The sequence below is a fragment of the Leifsonia sp. NPDC058248 genome (assembly GCF_042881905.1).
In the GTDB taxonomy this organism is placed as follows: Bacteria; Actinomycetota; Actinomycetes; order Actinomycetales; family Microbacteriaceae; genus Leifsonia.
In genome coordinates this window covers 30604-46514 of sequence record NZ_JBHVXB010000006.1, presented here as the reverse complement: position 1 = coordinate 46514, position 15911 = coordinate 30604, and the positions used below count along the sequence as shown (strand labels likewise).

Below are 15911 nucleotides of genomic sequence, written 5' to 3'. Positions count from 1 at the left end.
GCGAGGACGTCTACTGCGGCGTACGCCCGACGAGTCGACGCACGGCACCCTTGGCGTGGCCGACGAATCGGGGCGCAATCTGCTCGGCCCGTCGGATCAGGCGCCGCGCGAGCACCTCGCGCGGCGCCCCGGCATCGTTGAGGTAGCCGGGTTCCGCCGTGATCGAGGCCCACCGCGCGCGCAGCGCCTCAAGGTTGCTCGGCGTGCGTGCGGCCGTCACCATCGAATCCGGATCGAGTGCGACCACCATCGCCCCCGGAATGTGCGTCCGGTCGCTCTGCACCAGGATCCGCAGGCAGGTGCGGTTCAGCATGGCGCGCTGATGGCTGTCAGCGACGCCGGCTCCCATGCCGGCATCCCAGACTCCGTTGAGGTGCTCGCGCGCGACGATGCGGGTGCCGGAGAACCGGCGCTTCGTCTCTCTCATCCGCTTGGCCGGGACCGACACGGTCAGCGCCACGCCATCGCGTGCACCGAGCTGGGCGACCAGCCGGCCGATCTGCTCGGGGTCCGGGTCGGCTGCCCGACTTTCCGAGCCCATGCCGTCTGCGCCGAGATCGATCAACAGCCGCGAGACGGCGTCTGCTGGAACGAGTGCGTCGGCGAACACGTCCACCGGGTCTCGATCCACGTAGATGTACTTCTGGACGGCCTTCGTGTACTCCGGGTAGCGCGAGACCACGATCTTCTCGTGCGCCGAGCGCAGCGCCTCGCGACGGGCGCCCTGGAAACTCCGCGCGCCCTGGTGGAAGACCACGGCGCGATGGGCGATCAGGGAACGGTAGCCGGCCCGTCCGATCCGCAAGCAGAAGTCGTTCTCCTCGCCGTAGCCCGGCGCATAGATCTCGTCGAAGAGACCGAAGCGCTCGATGAGGTCGCGTCGAATCAGAATGCAGAAACCCATCGCCACCGGCGCGTAGCTGAACGGGGGGAGATCGTCGGCGAGTGCGGCGTGGACCGCCGCTGTACGTGTGATCGACCGGCCCCGCGACGGGTCCCGTAGGGCGAAGGGGAGGCTCGCGACGGTCGCGTTGTTGCTTCGCGGGCAGATCGCGCCGTGTGCATCCGAGGAATGGAGGATGCGGGAGAGCTCATCGAGGAAGCCGGGGGTCACAAGGGTGTCGCTGTTGAGCAGGAGGATGTCGTTGCTCGTGCGGTCGATCTCGAGCACCGCCCGATTGCAGTTGCCGACGAAGCCGAGATTCTGCTCATTGCGATGGTGACGGATGCTCGGCTGTCCGGAGATCCGTGCAAGCAACGCGGCCTCGATCGCGTCGGCCTCTGGGCCGTTGTCGTTCATGAGCAGCACGCGGTGCGTGGCCAGGTCGACGTGCTCGATGATCGAGTCGACGCATTCGAGGACGGATGGCAGGTCGCCGTACACCGGAACAACGATGGTGACGGCGTGCGCCACCCGACTCTTGCCGGCCGTCACCGTGCGATCCGGCGCCGCAGTGCGGCGAGGGGGCGTTTGACGACGGCGCCGAGCCGCCCCCGCAGCCGAGTCCGGATGAAGGAGAGCGTGATGCGCGGCCCGCGGCCTGCAGTGGCGAAGTAGTGCCCCGGAAGCGAGAACCAGTACCGGGCGATGTTCGGGAGGCGGTACGGCTCGGCCGATGCCGTGCGCTTCAGACGCTCGATGGCATTGGCGTTGCTGAACTCGTGGTCGATGAGCTCACGCGCGCGAGACTCCGCAGCGGTTGCGTATGCGGTGCGCAGCTCGGGATCCCGCGCGTAGCGTTCGAGTGCGTCGGCCAGAGCAGTGGTGTCGTCGGGGTGGAAGAGGAAGCCGGTCGTTCCGTCGCTGACCAGCTCGGCGCTTCCGCCCAGTTCGGACGCCACGACCGCCTTGCCGGCCAGCATGTATTCGAGCGTCGTGCGCCCGAACGCCTCGATGCCGGACGGTGTCACGCAGACGTCGGCGGCGGCGATGAAGGGGAAGGGGTTGGCCTGCTCACCCGTGATCACGACCTGATCGCCGACCCCGAGCCGCGCAGCGCGGCGGGTGAGGGACACGTCGTAGTCCGGACGCTCCTGGCCGCCGACGAGGCAGAGGCCGACGCGGAGACCACGCTCACGCAGGATCCCGAGCGCCTCGATGACGCGCCACTGTCCCTTGGAGTCCGCCAGGCGTCCGACGACAGTGACCGCGAGGTCGATGCCGTCGCCGAACGGCCGGATGGCCGGTGGCTCGGTCGCTCGCACTTTCTGGGCGGCCGCGTCGATGCGGGGGTACACGACCTGAACGTCCGACACGTCGATGTAGGCGCCGATGTGGTCGCGCAGGGCGATCGAGTTGGTGAAGACGGCCTGGGACATGAGGGCGATGTCCTGGAAGGTGTTCTCCCGGCCGATCTGGAATGCAAGGCCATGATCGAGGTCGCCGAACTCACGGATGAACCAGGCGTGAGGCACTCCGACGACGGCAGCGGCGAAGGCCGCCCACGGAGCGACGAGTGTGTTGGTCACGACGAGGTCAGGGCGGCGCTGCTCCATCATCTCGATGATCTCGAGGGTGGACCGGTAGTCGTCGTTCGCGAAGAAGGTGATCTCGCTCTGCGGGGGAGTGTCGTTCGGGATCGTCCACCCCCGGTATCGGAACGATCGGTACGCCCAACCGCGCTCCTCGAGCGCGTCCACGAACTTGCCGCGGGGGGCCTTGGTGATGAACACTGCTTCGAATTCGGGGTCGGATGCGTACCAGTCTTCGACGAGCGCCATCATCGAACGCTCAGCGCCGCCGAGGTTGATCGGGGCGGTCGAGTGATTGACGAAGTAGACAAGCATGTCGACCAATACTATCGGCGCTTAAAGCATTCACAGCGCACACGCTATAAGGTAGAAAGTCGCGCCTCAGCGCGCACTGGTCTCCCCAATCCGAAAGCATGAACGTGAACAGTCTGAGAGAGCTCTGGGCCTCCCGCGAGCTCCTGGCCAATCTCGTGATGCGCGAGGTGAAGGGCAAGTATCGTCGTACCTTCTTCGGTCAGCTGTGGTCGCTGATCAACCCGCTCGCCACCATGCTCGTGTACACGGTGGTGTTCTCGCTGATCCTGCAGGCCAACCCGGCGGTCGGAGACCCGAGCGGTCTGGACATCTACCCCCTCTGGCTGATGTGCGGACTCCTCCCGTGGACCTTCTTCAGCCGGGTCGTGAACCACGGCCTGCAGTCGATCACATCCAACGCGTCGCTGATCAAGAAGGTCTACTTCCCCCGCCTCGCCCTTCCGCTCTCCGTGACCGGGTCGACCGGGTTCACCTGGCTCAACGAGATGGGCCTGCTCATCGTCATCCTGATGCTCTTCGGGGCGTGGGTGCTTCCGTGGATCCCGCTGGTGCTGGTGTTCATGGTGCTCCTGGCCCTGTTCGCCACGGGGCTGGCGATGGCGTTGTCCATCCTCACAGTGCACTTCCGCGACACCCAGCACTTCACGACGATCGCGCTCCAGATGTGGATGTACTTCACACCGATCATCTACCCGATCACACTTGTCGAGTCGGCCGCGGACAAGGTCGGGCCCTGGGTGCTCACGGTGTACCGGCTGAACCCGATGGAGCGGTTCGTCTCGGTATTCCGCAACCTCCTCTACGACAACCGGTGGCCCGCCATCGACGACACCCTCTGGTGCTTCGGCTGGGCGATCGTCGTCTTCGCCATCGGCTTTGTCGTCTTCACCAGGAACGAACGCAGATTGGCGGTCCTGCTATGAACGACGTCGCTGTTTCGGTCGATCATCTCTCACTCAAGTACCGCCTGTACCGCGAGCGGAACAACGCGCTCAAGACCGCACTGCTGCGGGGCCGCAAGTCCGTGTACGAAGACTTCTGGGCGCTACGGGACATCTCGTTCGAAGTCCCGACGGGCACGACGTTCGGACTGGTCGGGCGCAATGGCTCGGGCAAGTCGACGCTGCTCAAGTGCCTCTCCCGCATCCTGTACCCCGACAAGGGCGGTTTCCGGGCGAACGGCAAGATGGCGTCGCTGCTCGAGCTCGGCAGCGGGTTTCATCCGGAGCTCTCCGGCCGCGAGAACGTGTTTCTGAACGGGTCGATCCTCGGGATGAGCCGCAAGGACATCTCCCGGAAGTTCGACGAGATCGTGGACTTCTCCGGTATCGAGAAGTTCATCGACCAGCCGGTGAAGAACTACTCGTCGGGCATGTACGTACGCCTCGGCTTCGCGGTGGCGATCAACGTCGAGCCCGACATCCTGGTCGTCGACGAGGTGCTCGCAGTCGGCGACGCGGAGTTCCGGGAGAAATGCGCGCAGAAGTTCCGCGACTTCAAAGAGGACGGACGCACGGTCATCCTGGTCACGCATTCCATGAGGAACCTCAAGGACATGTGCGATTCCGCGGCCTGGCTCGACAAGGGGCAGCTGCGCAAGGTCGGAGACGCCGACACGGTCATCGCCTCGTACGAGCGGGCGCTGAAAGACGGTCGCTGACTCAGCTCGCGAGGCGGACGGCTGCTCTGCGGAGTGCGTCATCCAGGTCGGAGCCCAGGAGGCCGTCGGCGACCGGCAAGTAGCCGGCGGGCTCGGCGTCTCGTGCGTTCCGGATCGCCTGCACGAGAGCCGCGCCGAGGCTGGGTGTGTCCGCCGAGACGGCGGAGATCCGCGGGTGCAGCGCGGACCGGCCACCGCCGAAATCGTTCGTGACGGCGTGCGCCCCCGAGATCGCCGCGTCGAAGGGCGGGTGGCTGGGATGCGGGCTCTGCTGAAGAGAGAGGGCTACGTCGACGGTCGCGAGGAACCGGAAATACTCGTCCCAGGCCAGCCGGCCCTTGCTGCGCAGGACCGCCCCGTTTCCCAGGGGGACGTCGTCGTGCTGTTCGCCAAGCGAATAGAACTCCGTCTGCGCGGCGTCGGCACCGAGCTCGACGGTCGCCGCCTTCAGGGCGGAGACCCCGAGCGCGAAGAGGTTGCGGTGCTTCGAGCGGCGACCGTAGAACAGCACCCGTGCGCCGGGCGTGCGCTCGCGCAGAGCGGCCGCCTGCTGCAGCCGCGTCGATTCGAACGTAGGTGCGAAGACGAGTTCGCGCGGGACGTCGAGGCCTGCCTCATTGAGGTGCATCCAGAGCGGTGTCGAGTTCACAATGGGGACGAAGCCTGCACGATACGTGGCCTCGGCCAGCACCGATTCGGTCGACCAGGCGGTGAAGCCCGGCTCGTAGTCCTGGATCAGATAGGCCACGCGCGAGCGGTCGATCACGCCGATGTCGCAGGCGACTTGCACGGCGTGGGCCGTCTTGGAATGCGTCGCCAGCCAATAGTCGGATGCCGAGTACGGTTCGGCCCTGATGGTCTCGCGAGTGACGACGACAAGTCGAGTGGATCCGACGATCGGCCGAGCGGCCTTCTCTGCCGCGGCACGCGAGTTGTCGGTCGAGGTCGGATCGAGCATCACGATGCGCAGTCCGACGCCGAGGATGTCTGCGAGCCGGGCCGCCGCGGTCAGCGCAGTGTGCACGCCCGCGAAGACGCCCGCGGTGCGAACCTCGCCGATCACGAGGTTGAGCATCGGCGGGGCGTCCTGGTCGATGCGGATGCCCGTGAGCGCGAGGCTCGTCTCGGCCAGGCGCGCATACGGGGTGGCCGTGAGCGGAGCCGCCAGCTCGTCTTCGCGGATGAGTGCATCGCGCCTGCGATCGAAGCCGTCGACCTTGAGCGCCTCCCGCAATCGTGCGCGCTGCGCGCCGCTGGTCAGGAAAGCGCTGTTGGTGTGGAGGAAGTCGCCGGCGATCGCGGCGAGTTTCTTGAGATTCACGATGGTCCGAGGTTACCGGTCGAGCGCATCCGCGACGTTCACACGGCTCCCGTTTCACGTGGAGGCGGCACGATCGCTGTGGTGGATTCGTCGTAGGCCCTCAGATGGGCGAGCGCTGTGGCGTTCCAGTCGAAGGTGGAGGCTCGCGCGATGGCACGCGCCGACATGTCGGTGCGCAGCTCGTTGTCATCGAGAACCTGGAGCATCGCGGCCTGCAGGGATGTCGCGTCGGTCTCGCTGTACAGCACGGCGTCTCCGCCGACCTCGGGAATCGCGAGGTTCCGCGTCGTGATCACGGTCGCGCCGCACGACATCGCCTCGACGACCGGGAGGCCGAACCCTTCTCCGAAGCTCGGGTACACCACCGCGACCGCACCGCCGAGCAGTGCCGACAGATGTTCCACTGCGACGTAGCCGAGAGAGGAGACGCCCGAATCGGTGCCCATGGCGTCGAGCCGGGACAGGACTTGCACATCCCAGCCGCGCGCACCGGCGACGAGCAGTCTCGGTGAGGCATCGCCGAGCTCTTCACGGACCGCGCTGAACGCGTCGATCAGCGAGCCCACGTTCTTACGCGGCTCGATGGTTCCGAGATACGCGAACCACTCGTGGTGATCGTCGAGGTCGTGTGCCGCGCGGAACGCGTCGATCTCCTCCGGTGTGGGCGGATGGAACCGGGAGACGTCGACCCCCAGATGGGCTACCGACACGACGCCGTTCGGGACACCGAGGTACCGGTCGAGCTCGCCCGCCGTGGTCGCGCTCGGAACGACGATCGCGTCGGTGTGGCGCCAGGCCCGGCGGATCCACGCACGGAAGTAGAGGCGCTTGAGGCCGGTGTGCACGAGCGGGTGGCTGAAGAACGTGGCGTCGTGAAGGGTGACGACGCTGCGGCCGCTCCAGGCCAGCGGGTAGCTGTAGTGCGGAGAGTGGATGACCGTGATCCGCCGGCGAGTGGCCCTCAACGGAAGGATGAACTGTTCCCAGAGCATCCGGATGGGGCGCACCCGGAGCGCTCGTGAGGTCGTCAGGATCGTCGCCCAGGGAACGATCGCGGCGACGGTGGGAGCATCGTCCGGCTGGCAGGCGACGAAGAGGTGGATGGCGTCAGGCGGGAATCCTTCGAGGACTCCGTAGATGTAACGAGCGACCCCACCGTGGTTCGCGGGTATGGCTGTTGCATCAATGAGCACTCGAGGTCGACGAGACACAGCTTCCTTCCGGTATCAAGGGGGTGGCTCTGTCAAAACGTACATGCAGATGTGCAGAAATCCTATTCGTTCTACCGTCGGCGTTCGTGGCAAAATAGTCGTCGGCCCACCAGGCCACCCGCTTTGCCGTCACGATCCCACAAGGAGACACCGATGTCTGTCATGCCCATCGACCTGGTCGAAACGACTGGAACGAACCTGCCGCACGAAACGCTGCATGTGGTCAAGGGAAGGCGGAGCGGTCTCACCATCAGCGTTGCCGTGCACTCCACTGTTCTCGGCCCGGCGCTGGGCGGCTGCCGGGTCTGGACGTACGACAGCTGGGCGGAGGCGGTCAACGACTCGCTGCGTCTCGCCGAGGGCATGACGCTCAAGAACGCGGCCGCAGGCCTCAACCGGGGCGGCGGCAAGTCGGTCGTCTACGTCCCGCGCGGCACCGTGCTCACGAGCGAAGAGCGCCGTGACGTGATGCTCGACCTCGGCGATGCGGTCGAGAGCCTGGGCGGCGCGTACATGACGGCCGAGGATGTCGGAACGTCCGCCGAGGACATGGCGCTCGTCGCCACGCGCACCTCGCACGTCTGCGGCCTCCCCTCCTCGGAGGGCGGGGTCGGCGAGCCGAGCGACGCGACGGCCGCCGGCGTGTACGCCGGACTGCTCGCGACCCTCGAGAGGGCGTTCGGCAGCAGAACCGTGGCCGGCCGACGCGTGACCGTGCTCGGGCTGGGGCACGTCGGCTCGATCATCGCGATGCGTCTTGCGCGCGAAGGCGCGGTCATCACGGTCACGGATGTGAACCCGGCCAAGCGCACGCTGGCCGAGTCGCTCGGTGCGACCTGGGTGGAGCCGCACGAGGCCCACGCGGTCGAAGGCGACCTCTTCGTCCCCGCCGGCGTCGGTGGCGTCCTCACCGATCAGGTGATCGACGAGCTGCGCGTCGCCGCGGTCGTCGGTCCGGCCAACAACCAGCTCGCGCACCGCTCCGGCGCAGCGCGTCTCGCTGCGCGCGGCATCCTGTGGGCGCCGGACTTCGTCGTGAACGCGGGCGGCGTGATCTTCCTCTCGATGATGAGCGAGGACGAGCCGTCGGCCGGGGCGACCCAGCAGCGCGTCGAGCAGATCGGCGACACGATCACCGAGATCTTCGCCGTCGCCGATCAGCGCGGGATCACCACGCTGGAGGCCGCCGAAGAGGTCGCGCTCGAGCGTCTGCGCGAACCAGCGAACGCATAGGAACGCTCCGATAGGTTGGTTCCCATGACGACTTCGTGGGGCCGCCGGCTCATCGCATCCCTGTCCGCCGCTGTGGCGGTCGCCGCCATCGCCTTCATCGCGTCCGTGGTGGTGCTGCTGACGGCGAACGGGCTGGCGTCGACGATCCTGCCGAACGCCGCGGAGTTCATGATCTTCAACGCGCTCGCCGCGCTGGTGCTCACGTTCGCCGCGGCGCTCCTCGGCGGTCTGGACCGTCGCTGGATCGCCGTGGTCACCGGCATCGTCGTCGGGCTCGTCAGCGTCGTGCTCGGAACCCTGGTGCTCTACTCGGTGCTCGGCGCAGCGCTCAACTCGACGGCCTGGGGACAGCTCTGGTCGTCGCTGATCGGCATCAACCTGCCGTTCTGGCTCGCCGTGGCCGTCGTCACGCCGACCGCCGGTCTCGCGGTCTACCGTTCGATCGAGGGCACGCGTGGCGCGCGGGCCGGCGCCACGGTCGCGCTGGTGCGCATCCCGGCCTCCAACCTCTCCGAGGGTCTCGTCACGCACATCGAGCGCGAGAGCGTCGACGCCGAGCTCGCCGACAAGCAGTGGGACGCCTACGTGGCCGCTCTGTCCGAGGCCGGCTGGCAGACCGTCGAGGTCGCGAGCGCCGACGGTCTCGCCGACGCCGTCTTCGTGGAGGACACCGCCGTGGTCTTCGGCGACACGGCCGTGATCTCGCTGCCGGGCGCCGATTCGCGCCGCGCGGAGACCGCAGGCACGGAGGCCGCGCTGCGCGCCCAGGGCCTGCACATCGAACGCATCGAGGCCCCCGGAACGCTCGACGGCGGCGACGTGCTCAAGGTCGGCTCGACGGTGTACGTCGGCCGTGGGGGCCGCACGAACGCGGAGGGCATCCGTCAGCTGCGCGCGCTCATCGCGCCGCTCGGCTACACCGTGGTCGCCGTTCCGGTCACCAAGGCGCTCCACCTGAAGACGGCCGTCACCGCCCTGCCCGACGGCACGGTCATCGGCTACGAGCCCCTGGTCGACAACACGTCGATCTTCGAACGCTTCCTGCCGGTCCCGGAGGCCCACGGCACCGCCGTCGTCGTCCTGTCGGAAGACACGGTGCTGATGTCGTCGTCGGCGCCGAAGTCGGTCGCCCTGATCGAAGACCTCGGCTACACCGTCGTCCAGGTCGACATCTCCGAGTTCGAGAAGCTCGAGGGATGCGTGACGTGCCTCTCGATCCGCATCCGCTGACGTTTCTTCGATCCGCTCTTGTGCTGAGCTGAGGTTGAGTCGTAGGCTGTAGGGCTGCCTAGGCGGCATTACGTGAATCGCATTCGGGCTAGGGAGGACGCCATGACAACGACAGGACCTACACGAACCGTGACCGTGTTCGAACCCGTCGCCGTGGCCGCGCGCGGAGCCGCGCCGTCTCCGGATCTCGCCCCCGCCTGGTAGGTCCCAGGCTCTCCAGCGCTTCCGGCTGATCGTCGCCGGCCGACCGTCCCAGGTTCGAGAAGGAACCCGGGAACGACACAGATCGGCGACCTCTCAGCGACCCTTCCGGCGCGTCCATCGGCGTCCGTCCAGTGCCGACCGACACTGCGCCGACCACTGCTCCGGCAGCGTGCCGACCTCAGCAAACTCAGTCTCAGAAGAATCGGATCACAATGTCTTTCCCCGCTGAAAATCAGCACCCACCCCACAAAAAACAGAAAGTGAAACGCCCCAGCACCGCACGCACCCTGGTGCGCATCCTGCCGTTCGCCAAGTCCGCTGCCCCGCGCATCCTGCTCGGCATGGTGGCCGCGCTGCTCGCGAGCCTCGTCGCGCTAAGCATCCCGCAGGTGCTCCGCTGGCTCGTCGACGGCCCGCTGGCGACCGGCGACTCGGCCCAGGTGTGGCCGGCCGCCCTGCTCGTCGTGGGCCTCGGCGCCGCCGAGGCTGTCTTCATCTCGCTGCGTCGCTGGTTCGTGCTCACGCCGGGCACCCACGTCGAGGCGAAGATGCGCAACGGACTCTACGCGCAGCTGCAAGACCTGCCCGTCGCCTTCCACGACCGCTGGCCGAGCGGCCAGCTGCTCTCTCGTGCGGTGAGCGACCTCAACCTCATCCGTCGCTGGATCTCGTTCGGTGTCGTGCTGCTCGTGGTCAACGTGGTGACGATCGTCGTCGGATTCGCGATCCTGGTCTCCTGGAACTGGCTGCTGGGATCGATCTTCCTGGTCTGCTCGATCCCGCTCTGGATCTACGGCTTCATCTTCGAGGGCAAGTACTCGGTGATCGCACGCCGCAGCCAGGACCAGGCGGGCGACCTGGCGACGGCCGTCGAGGAGTCGGTGCACGGCATCCGGGTTCTGAAGGCCTTCGGCCGTGGCAAGCATGCGCTCTCGCGCTTCGAGTCGCAGGCCGAGGAGCTGCGCGGCACCGAGATCGAGAAGGCCAAGGCGATCGCGGGCATCTGGCTGTGGCTGCTGCTCGTGCCCGACGTGGCGTTCGGCATCTGCCTGGTGGTCGGCGTCTGGCTGGCATCGCAAGGCGAGCTCTCCGTGGGCGAGCTGGTGGCGTTCTTCGCCACGGCGACCGTGCTGCGGTTCCCGGTGGAGTCGATCGGCTTCCTGCTGTCGATGACCTTCGACACCCGCACGGCGGCCGACCGGTTCTTCGAGGTGATGGACGAGTCCAACACCATCGCGGACCCCGAGCAGCCTCAGAAGATCGAGGAGCCTCGCGGCGAGCTCGTCTTCGACGACGTGCACTTCCGGTACCAGGACTCGCCCGAGCGGTTCCCCGACCTGCTGAACGGAATCGACCTCCGGGTCGAGCCGGGGGAGACGATGGCCCTCGTAGGCCTCACCGGATGCGGCAAGTCGACGCTCACGGCCCTCACCACGCGTCTGTACGACGTCACCGGCGGGTCGGTGCGTGTCGACGGCGTCGACGTGCGCGACCTCACCCGATACGACCTGCGCAAGAGCATCGCGATGGCGTTCGAGGACGCCACGCTGTTCTCGGCGTCGGTGCGGGAGAACGTCCTGCTCGGACGCGACGACCTCGACGTGCGGTCGGCGGAGGCCGATGCCGTGCTCGCCGAGGCCGTCGAGATCGCCCAGGCCGGCTTCGTCTACGACCTGCCGGACGGCGTCGAGACGAAGGTCGGCGAGGAAGGCCTGAGCCTCTCCGGCGGCCAGCGTCAGCGTCTTGCGCTCGCGCGCGCGGTCGCGGCCAGCCCGTCGATCCTCGTGCTCGACGACCCGCTGTCCGCACTCGACGTCGACACCGAGGCGCTCGTCGAGGCGGCTCTCCGTCGGGTGCTCGCCGCGACCACAGCGCTGGTCGTGGCGCACCGCCCCTCGACCGTCATGCTCGCCGACCGGGTGGCACTGCTGGAGGACGGCCGCATCACCGCGGTCGGAACCCACCACGACCTCCTCGGGTCGAGCGAACACTACCGATTCGTCATCTCCAGTCTGGAAGACGATCAGAACAACGAGATCCTTCAGGAGGTGAACCTGTGAGCAACGCATCCGTGATCGGAGTCGAAGGCGAAGAGCGCAACGACTTCACCAAGGACGAGAGCCGGCAGATCCGCCAGCGCTCGCTGCATCTGCTGGGTTCGCTGATGCGTCCCCTGCGACTGCGGTTGATCCTGACCGCCGTGGTGGTCGTGATCAGCACGGCCGCGCAGGTCGCCGGACCGGCGATCATCGCGTTCGGCATCGACAACGGGCTTCCGGCCCTGATGAAGCAGGACTGGATGCCGCTGGCGCTCGCCGGTGTCGCCTACCTGTTCACGGGCATCATCGGCGCCGTGCTGATCGCGTGGTACACGGTGCTCAGTGCGCGCATCAGCCAGGCGATCCTGATCGACCTGCGCAAGCGGGTGTTCCTGCACACCCAGCGGCTCAGCCTCGAGTTCCACGAGTCGTACACGTCCGGCCGAATCATCTCGCGCCAGACGAGCGACCTGGACTCGATTCGCGAGCTGCTGGACTCGGGCATCAACCAGCTCGTGCAGGGCTTCCTGTACATGCTGTTCATCGCCATCGCGCTGTTCACGCTCGACTGGATCAGCGGTGTCGTCCTGCTCTGCTCGCTGGTGCCGCTCTACCTGCTCACGCGCTGGTTCCAGAAGCGCTCGCAGGTGCTGTTCCGCATCTCGCGGGTGGCGTCGGCGAAGCTGATCGTGCAGTTCGTGGAGACGATGACGGGCATCCGCGCCGTCAAGGCGTTCCGCAAGGAGAAGCGCAACGAGAAGGAGTTCGGCGGTCTCGTCGAGGACTACCGCGACGTGAACGCCCGGGTGATCCAGCTGTTCGGGATCTTCGATCCCGGCCTCGTGATGATCGGGAACCTGACCGTGGGCGTCGTGCTCCTCATCGGCGGCTTCCGCGTTGCCGACGGCCAGCTGGCGATCGGTGTGCTGCTCGCCACCTTGCTGTACACCCGCCGGTTCTTCGACCCGATGGAGGAGATGGCGATGTTCTACAACTCCTACCAGTCGGCGGCGGCGGCGCTCGAGAAGATCTCGGGTGTGCTGGAGGAGGAGCCGACGGTCCCCGATCCGGTGAAGCCGGTGGACCTGTGGGATTCGACGGGTCACGTGCGGTTCGACAGTGTGGAGTTCGCGTACAAGAAGGACCGCGTCATCCTGCCGAACTTCAGCCTGGACATCCCGTCGGGCCAGACCATCGCGCTCGTCGGCTCGACCGGCGCGGGCAAGTCGACGCTCGCCAAGCTGATCTCGCGGTTCTACGACCCGAGCGACGGCGCGGTGACCCTGGACGGAGTGGATCTGCGCGATCTGCACCCGAAGGACCTGCGCCGTGCCATCGTGATGGTCACCCAGGAGGCCTACCTGTTCAGCGGGTCGGTCGCCGACAACATCGCATTGGGCAAACCGGATGCGACGCGTGAGGAGATCATGGACGCCGCGCGCGCCGTGGGCGCCGACGAGTTCATCCGGGGTCTGCCGAACGGCTACGACACCGACGTGAACAAGCGCGGTGGACGCGTATCGGCCGGACAGCGTCAGCTGATCTCGTTCGCGCGCGCATTCCTCGCCGACCCGGCGGTGCTCATCCTCGACGAGGCGACCAGCTCGCTGGACATCCCGAGCGAGCGACTGGTGCAGGAGGCGTTGCAGACGCTGCTCTCCGATCGCACCGCGGTGATCATCGCGCACCGGCTGTCGACGGTCGCGATCGCCGATCGCGTGCTGGTGATGGAGCACGGCGCGATCGTGGAAGACGGTACTCCCGACGACCTGATCGCCGGGACCGGCCGGTTCGCCCAGCTGCACGCCGCCTGGCGGGACTCGCTGGTCTAGCAGCCGCCGGGATTCGGTGGGGAACGCGGGAGATCGGTGGGGAACGCGGGGGAAGCCTCCCCGCGTTCCCCGCCGCCGCGGTCGTCCTCAGGCTGAGGGGTTGGGTTGATCAGCCTGCCGACGACCGGGCTCTGGCTCCGAGCGGCCCGCCGTGCAGGACGCGATGCCTGCTCGAACCGACCGTGCGGAAGAACGGGAAGCGGAACAACGGGCCGGATCGCTCGTCGTCGTCGCCCACGACGGCCACGTCGGCGCCGTCGTCGATGCAGTCGCTCGCGATCAGCGGGTCGACATCGTGCTCGACCGTGCCGCCGATCACCGTGATGCAGCCGGTGGTGACGGCACGGCCGGCGGAGGCCGTGATCGCCACACGCGAGGTGGCCGGCGCGATCAGCGCCCGGATGGCGCGGGCCAGCTCGGCCCGCTCGCCGGGTGTCCCGCCGGCACGCCCCGGGAAGTCGTCTCCGAGGTCGACCACGTCGAACCGGGTTCTCGTCGCCGCCTCGATGTCGGCCATCAGCGCGACCGTGCGTGCGAGCTGTGCGACATAGTCGGACGCGCTCGCGTCCGCCGCCGGACTCGACGAGAAGCCTGCGATCCGCACGCCCAGGCTCTCCGCGTCGTGGAAGAGTCGCAGCGCATCCTCTGCCCGGACCCCGCGTGGCAACGCATGCGCGTGGGCGGGTGCAGCCGGACGCAGACGCACCAGCAAGCGCAGGTCGGCCGGGTAGCCGACGAACTTCTCCACGTCGGATTCCCCGTCGACGACGAACCGCCGCACGCCCGCGTTGTACGCGGCCAGCACCTCGTGCGGATGCGTCACCGTTGTGGCGTGCAGCACGCGGGTCTGATCGGCGTGCGCTGCAGTGAGGGCGGCCAGGGCGCTGTCGTGCGACACCTCGAAGAACCCGTCGTCGGCCGCGACGGCCTCGATCAGAGCCGGATGCGCGAGAGCGCTCACGTCGTAGTGCACGTCGACCGTGGGGAACGCCTCGCACAGCGAACGGTACTGGCGCGCCGCCCGGGCGATGTCGAGGACGACCAGCGGCAGCCCGTGGTGGGCCACGAGGCCGGCGAGGTCGGGCTGGTCCATGTCCACCGCCACGCGAGGAGGCGCCGACTCGGGTGCGGCGCTCGTCCTGACGGGTCGGGTTGTGGTGAACATGGGCCTTTCTCCTCGCTGTTCCGCCGAGACCAGGGGATACCGTCTGTCGGGTCGGCCGGCATCCCTCGGGTTCTGGTCGGCGTATATCTCATGCTGGCCCCGGGCGCACCAGCCCGCATCCGGGGGGTCACCCCATTAATCTGGGTGGTAGCACGGATACGATTTCGGGGCTGCGCACGCCATGATTATCTGCATGTGCCTCCGTGTTGTGATCGTCGACGACCACGCACGATTCCGCGCGCAGGCGGCCGAGCTTCTGAAGCTCGAACGCTTCATGGTGGTCGGAGACGCCGACACCGGTGAGCGGGGCGTCGAGCTCAGCCGCCGCCTCGCGCCCGATGTGGTGCTGCTCGACGTGGGTCTTCCCGACGCGAACGGTTTCGACCTGGTCCACGCGATGCATGCCACGGGCGCCGCCGTCGTGCTCACCTCGAGCCGGGCATCCGCCGACTACGGCCGCCGCGTCGTCGAGAGCGGAGCCGAGGGGTTCATCGCCAAGGGCGAGCTGAGCGGCGACGCGATTCGCAGCCTGCTAGGGTGAGCGCGTGTTAGCGGGTGACCTCAACGAATCGCGCGCGCTCCGGGTCGCTGTCGCCGACGACGCCGTCCTGCTGCGTGAAGGCATCGGCCAGATCCTCCGCGCCGGCGGCGTCGATGTGGTCTCCTCCGTCGACACCGCCGAAGAGCTTCTGCAGGTCGTCGAAGCCGATCCCGGCATCGACGCGGTCGTGCTCGACATCAAGATGCCGCCGACCCACACCGACGAGGGGCTGCGCGCGCTCGAACAGCTGCGGGCATCCGGATCGTCCGTCGGCGTCCTGCTGCTCTCGATGTACACGACGGCGGCGTACGCCATCCGCGCGATGAGCGCCGGGAGCGGCACCGGGTACCTGCTGAAAGACCGGGTCGCCGATGCGGGAACCCTGGTCAACGCGGTGCGGAGCGTCGCGGCCGGCGGATCGGTGGTCGACCCCGAAGTCGTCGCGCTCCTCGTCTCGGGCCATACGGCGGAGGCCTCCCTCGACGCGCTCTCGGCCCGCGAACAGGACGTCATCCGGCTGATGGCCGAAGGCAAGTCGAACGCCGGCATCGCCACGGACCTCCACCTGAGCCTTCGCACGGTCGAATCGCACATCGGGCACATCATGTCGAAGCTCGACGTCGAGGACTCCGCCGAAGGACACCGCCGCGTGCTCGCCGTGCTGCGGTTCCTCGGCCGGGACACCTGA

Annotated in this window: 13 protein-coding genes; 8 read left to right on the top strand and 5 right to left on the bottom strand. The window is 67.6% G+C overall.

Going from position 1 to position 15911, the window contains the following annotated elements; translation table 11 throughout:
* Positions 1-10: 10 nt before the first annotated feature.
* Together ACFVV5_RS11035 and ACFVV5_RS11030 are read right to left on the bottom strand one after the other, a co-directional pair.
* Entirely contained in the window at positions 11-1435 is a 1425-nt protein-coding gene (locus ACFVV5_RS11035) for a glycosyltransferase family 2 protein (protein WP_387243371.1), read from the bottom strand.
* Entirely contained in the window at positions 1432-2787 is a 1356-nt protein-coding gene (locus tag ACFVV5_RS11030; protein WP_387243368.1) for a glycosyltransferase family 4 protein, read from the bottom strand. Before ACFVV5_RS11030 ends, ACFVV5_RS11035 begins: the two co-directional genes overlap by 4 nt.
* A 104-nt stretch (positions 2788-2891) precedes the next feature.
* Between ACFVV5_RS11030 and ACFVV5_RS11025 the strand changes: the two genes are divergently transcribed.
* Positions 2892-3710 carry an ABC transporter permease gene (locus ACFVV5_RS11025; RefSeq protein WP_387243366.1) on the top strand — a complete coding sequence of 273 codons (819 nt, stop codon included), beginning with the start codon at positions 2892-2894 and terminating at the stop codon, positions 3708-3710.
* The gene (locus ACFVV5_RS11020; RefSeq protein ID WP_387243362.1) at positions 3707-4447 is read left to right on the top strand and encodes an ABC transporter ATP-binding protein; all 741 of its coding nucleotides are present in this window, start codon (positions 3707-3709) and stop codon (positions 4445-4447) included. The genes ACFVV5_RS11025 and ACFVV5_RS11020 overlap by 4 nt, the downstream gene beginning before the upstream one ends.
* A 1-nt stretch (position 4448) precedes the next feature.
* Here ACFVV5_RS11020 and ACFVV5_RS11015 read toward each other — a convergent pair whose 3' ends face one another.
* Positions 4449-5768, bottom strand: a complete 1320-nt coding sequence (locus ACFVV5_RS11015; RefSeq protein ID WP_387243360.1) for a hypothetical protein — start codon at positions 5766-5768, stop codon at positions 4449-4451.
* A 38-nt stretch (positions 5769-5806) separates the two neighbouring features.
* Positions 5807-6961 (bottom strand): glycosyltransferase family 4 protein, encoded by a 1155-nt coding sequence (locus ACFVV5_RS11010; RefSeq protein WP_387243356.1) that lies wholly within the window; start codon positions 6959-6961, stop codon positions 5807-5809.
* Between the two features lie 171 nt (positions 6962-7132).
* On the opposite strand from ACFVV5_RS11010, the gene ACFVV5_RS11005 reads away from it, so the two are divergent.
* The 4 genes from ACFVV5_RS11005 (at position 7133) to ACFVV5_RS10990 (ending at position 13517) form a co-directional block, all read left to right on the top strand.
* Positions 7133-8212, top strand: a complete 1080-nt coding sequence (locus tag ACFVV5_RS11005) for a Glu/Leu/Phe/Val dehydrogenase dimerization domain-containing protein (protein ID WP_387243354.1) — start codon at positions 7133-7135, stop codon at positions 8210-8212.
* Between the two features lie 24 nt (positions 8213-8236).
* Entirely contained in the window at positions 8237-9442 is a 1206-nt protein-coding gene (gene ddaH / locus ACFVV5_RS11000; RefSeq protein WP_387243350.1) for a dimethylargininase, read from the top strand.
* Positions 9443-9858: 416 nt separating this feature from the next.
* Positions 9859-11706: an ABC transporter ATP-binding protein gene (locus ACFVV5_RS10995; protein WP_387243347.1), complete on the top strand. Its 1848-nt coding sequence runs from the start codon at positions 9859-9861 to the stop codon at positions 11704-11706.
* Complete coding sequence (locus ACFVV5_RS10990) at positions 11703-13517, top strand: ABC transporter ATP-binding protein (protein WP_387243344.1); 1815 nt, start codon at positions 11703-11705, stop codon at positions 13515-13517. The genes ACFVV5_RS10995 and ACFVV5_RS10990 overlap by 4 nt, the downstream gene beginning before the upstream one ends.
* A gap of 109 nt (positions 13518-13626) precedes the next feature.
* On the opposite strand, the gene ACFVV5_RS10985 is transcribed toward ACFVV5_RS10990, so the two are convergent.
* Positions 13627-14682 carry a hypothetical protein gene (locus ACFVV5_RS10985; RefSeq protein ID WP_387243341.1) on the bottom strand — a complete coding sequence of 352 codons (1056 nt, stop codon included), beginning with the start codon at positions 14680-14682 and terminating at the stop codon, positions 13627-13629.
* A gap of 193 nt (positions 14683-14875) precedes the next feature.
* Between ACFVV5_RS10985 and ACFVV5_RS10980 the strand changes: the two genes are divergently transcribed.
* Together ACFVV5_RS10980 and ACFVV5_RS10975 are read left to right on the top strand one after the other, a co-directional pair.
* Positions 14876-15223: a response regulator transcription factor gene (locus ACFVV5_RS10980; RefSeq protein ID WP_387243338.1), complete on the top strand. Its 348-nt coding sequence runs from the start codon at positions 14876-14878 to the stop codon at positions 15221-15223.
* 4 nt (positions 15224-15227) lie between these two features.
* Positions 15228-15911, top strand: coding sequence for a LuxR C-terminal-related transcriptional regulator (locus tag ACFVV5_RS10975; protein WP_387243335.1), 684 nt, complete (start codon positions 15228-15230; stop codon positions 15909-15911).

Bases quoted from the DNA above. Each gene is read 5' to 3' on its own strand.
- ACFVV5_RS11030 (WP_387243368.1), bottom strand. From the start codon at position 2,787: ATGCTTGTCTACTTCGTCAATCACTCGACCGCCCCGATCAACCTCGGC.
- ACFVV5_RS11020 (WP_387243362.1), top strand. From the start codon at position 3,707: ATGAACGACGTCGCTGTTTCGGTCGATCATCTCTCACTCAAGTACCGC.
- ACFVV5_RS11005 (WP_387243354.1), top strand. From the start codon at position 7,133: ATGTCTGTCATGCCCATCGACCTGGTCGAAACGACTGGAACGAACCTG.
- ddaH (WP_387243350.1), top strand. From the start codon at position 8,237: ATGACGACTTCGTGGGGCCGCCGGCTCATCGCATCCCTGTCCGCCGCT.
- ACFVV5_RS10995 (WP_387243347.1), top strand. From the start codon at position 9,859: ATGTCTTTCCCCGCTGAAAATCAGCACCCACCCCACAAAAAACAGAAA.
- ACFVV5_RS10985 (WP_387243341.1), bottom strand. From the start codon at position 14,682: ATGTTCACCACAACCCGACCCGTCAGGACGAGCGCCGCACCCGAGTCG.
- ACFVV5_RS10980 (WP_387243338.1), top strand. From the start codon at position 14,876: ATGTGCCTCCGTGTTGTGATCGTCGACGACCACGCACGATTCCGCGCG.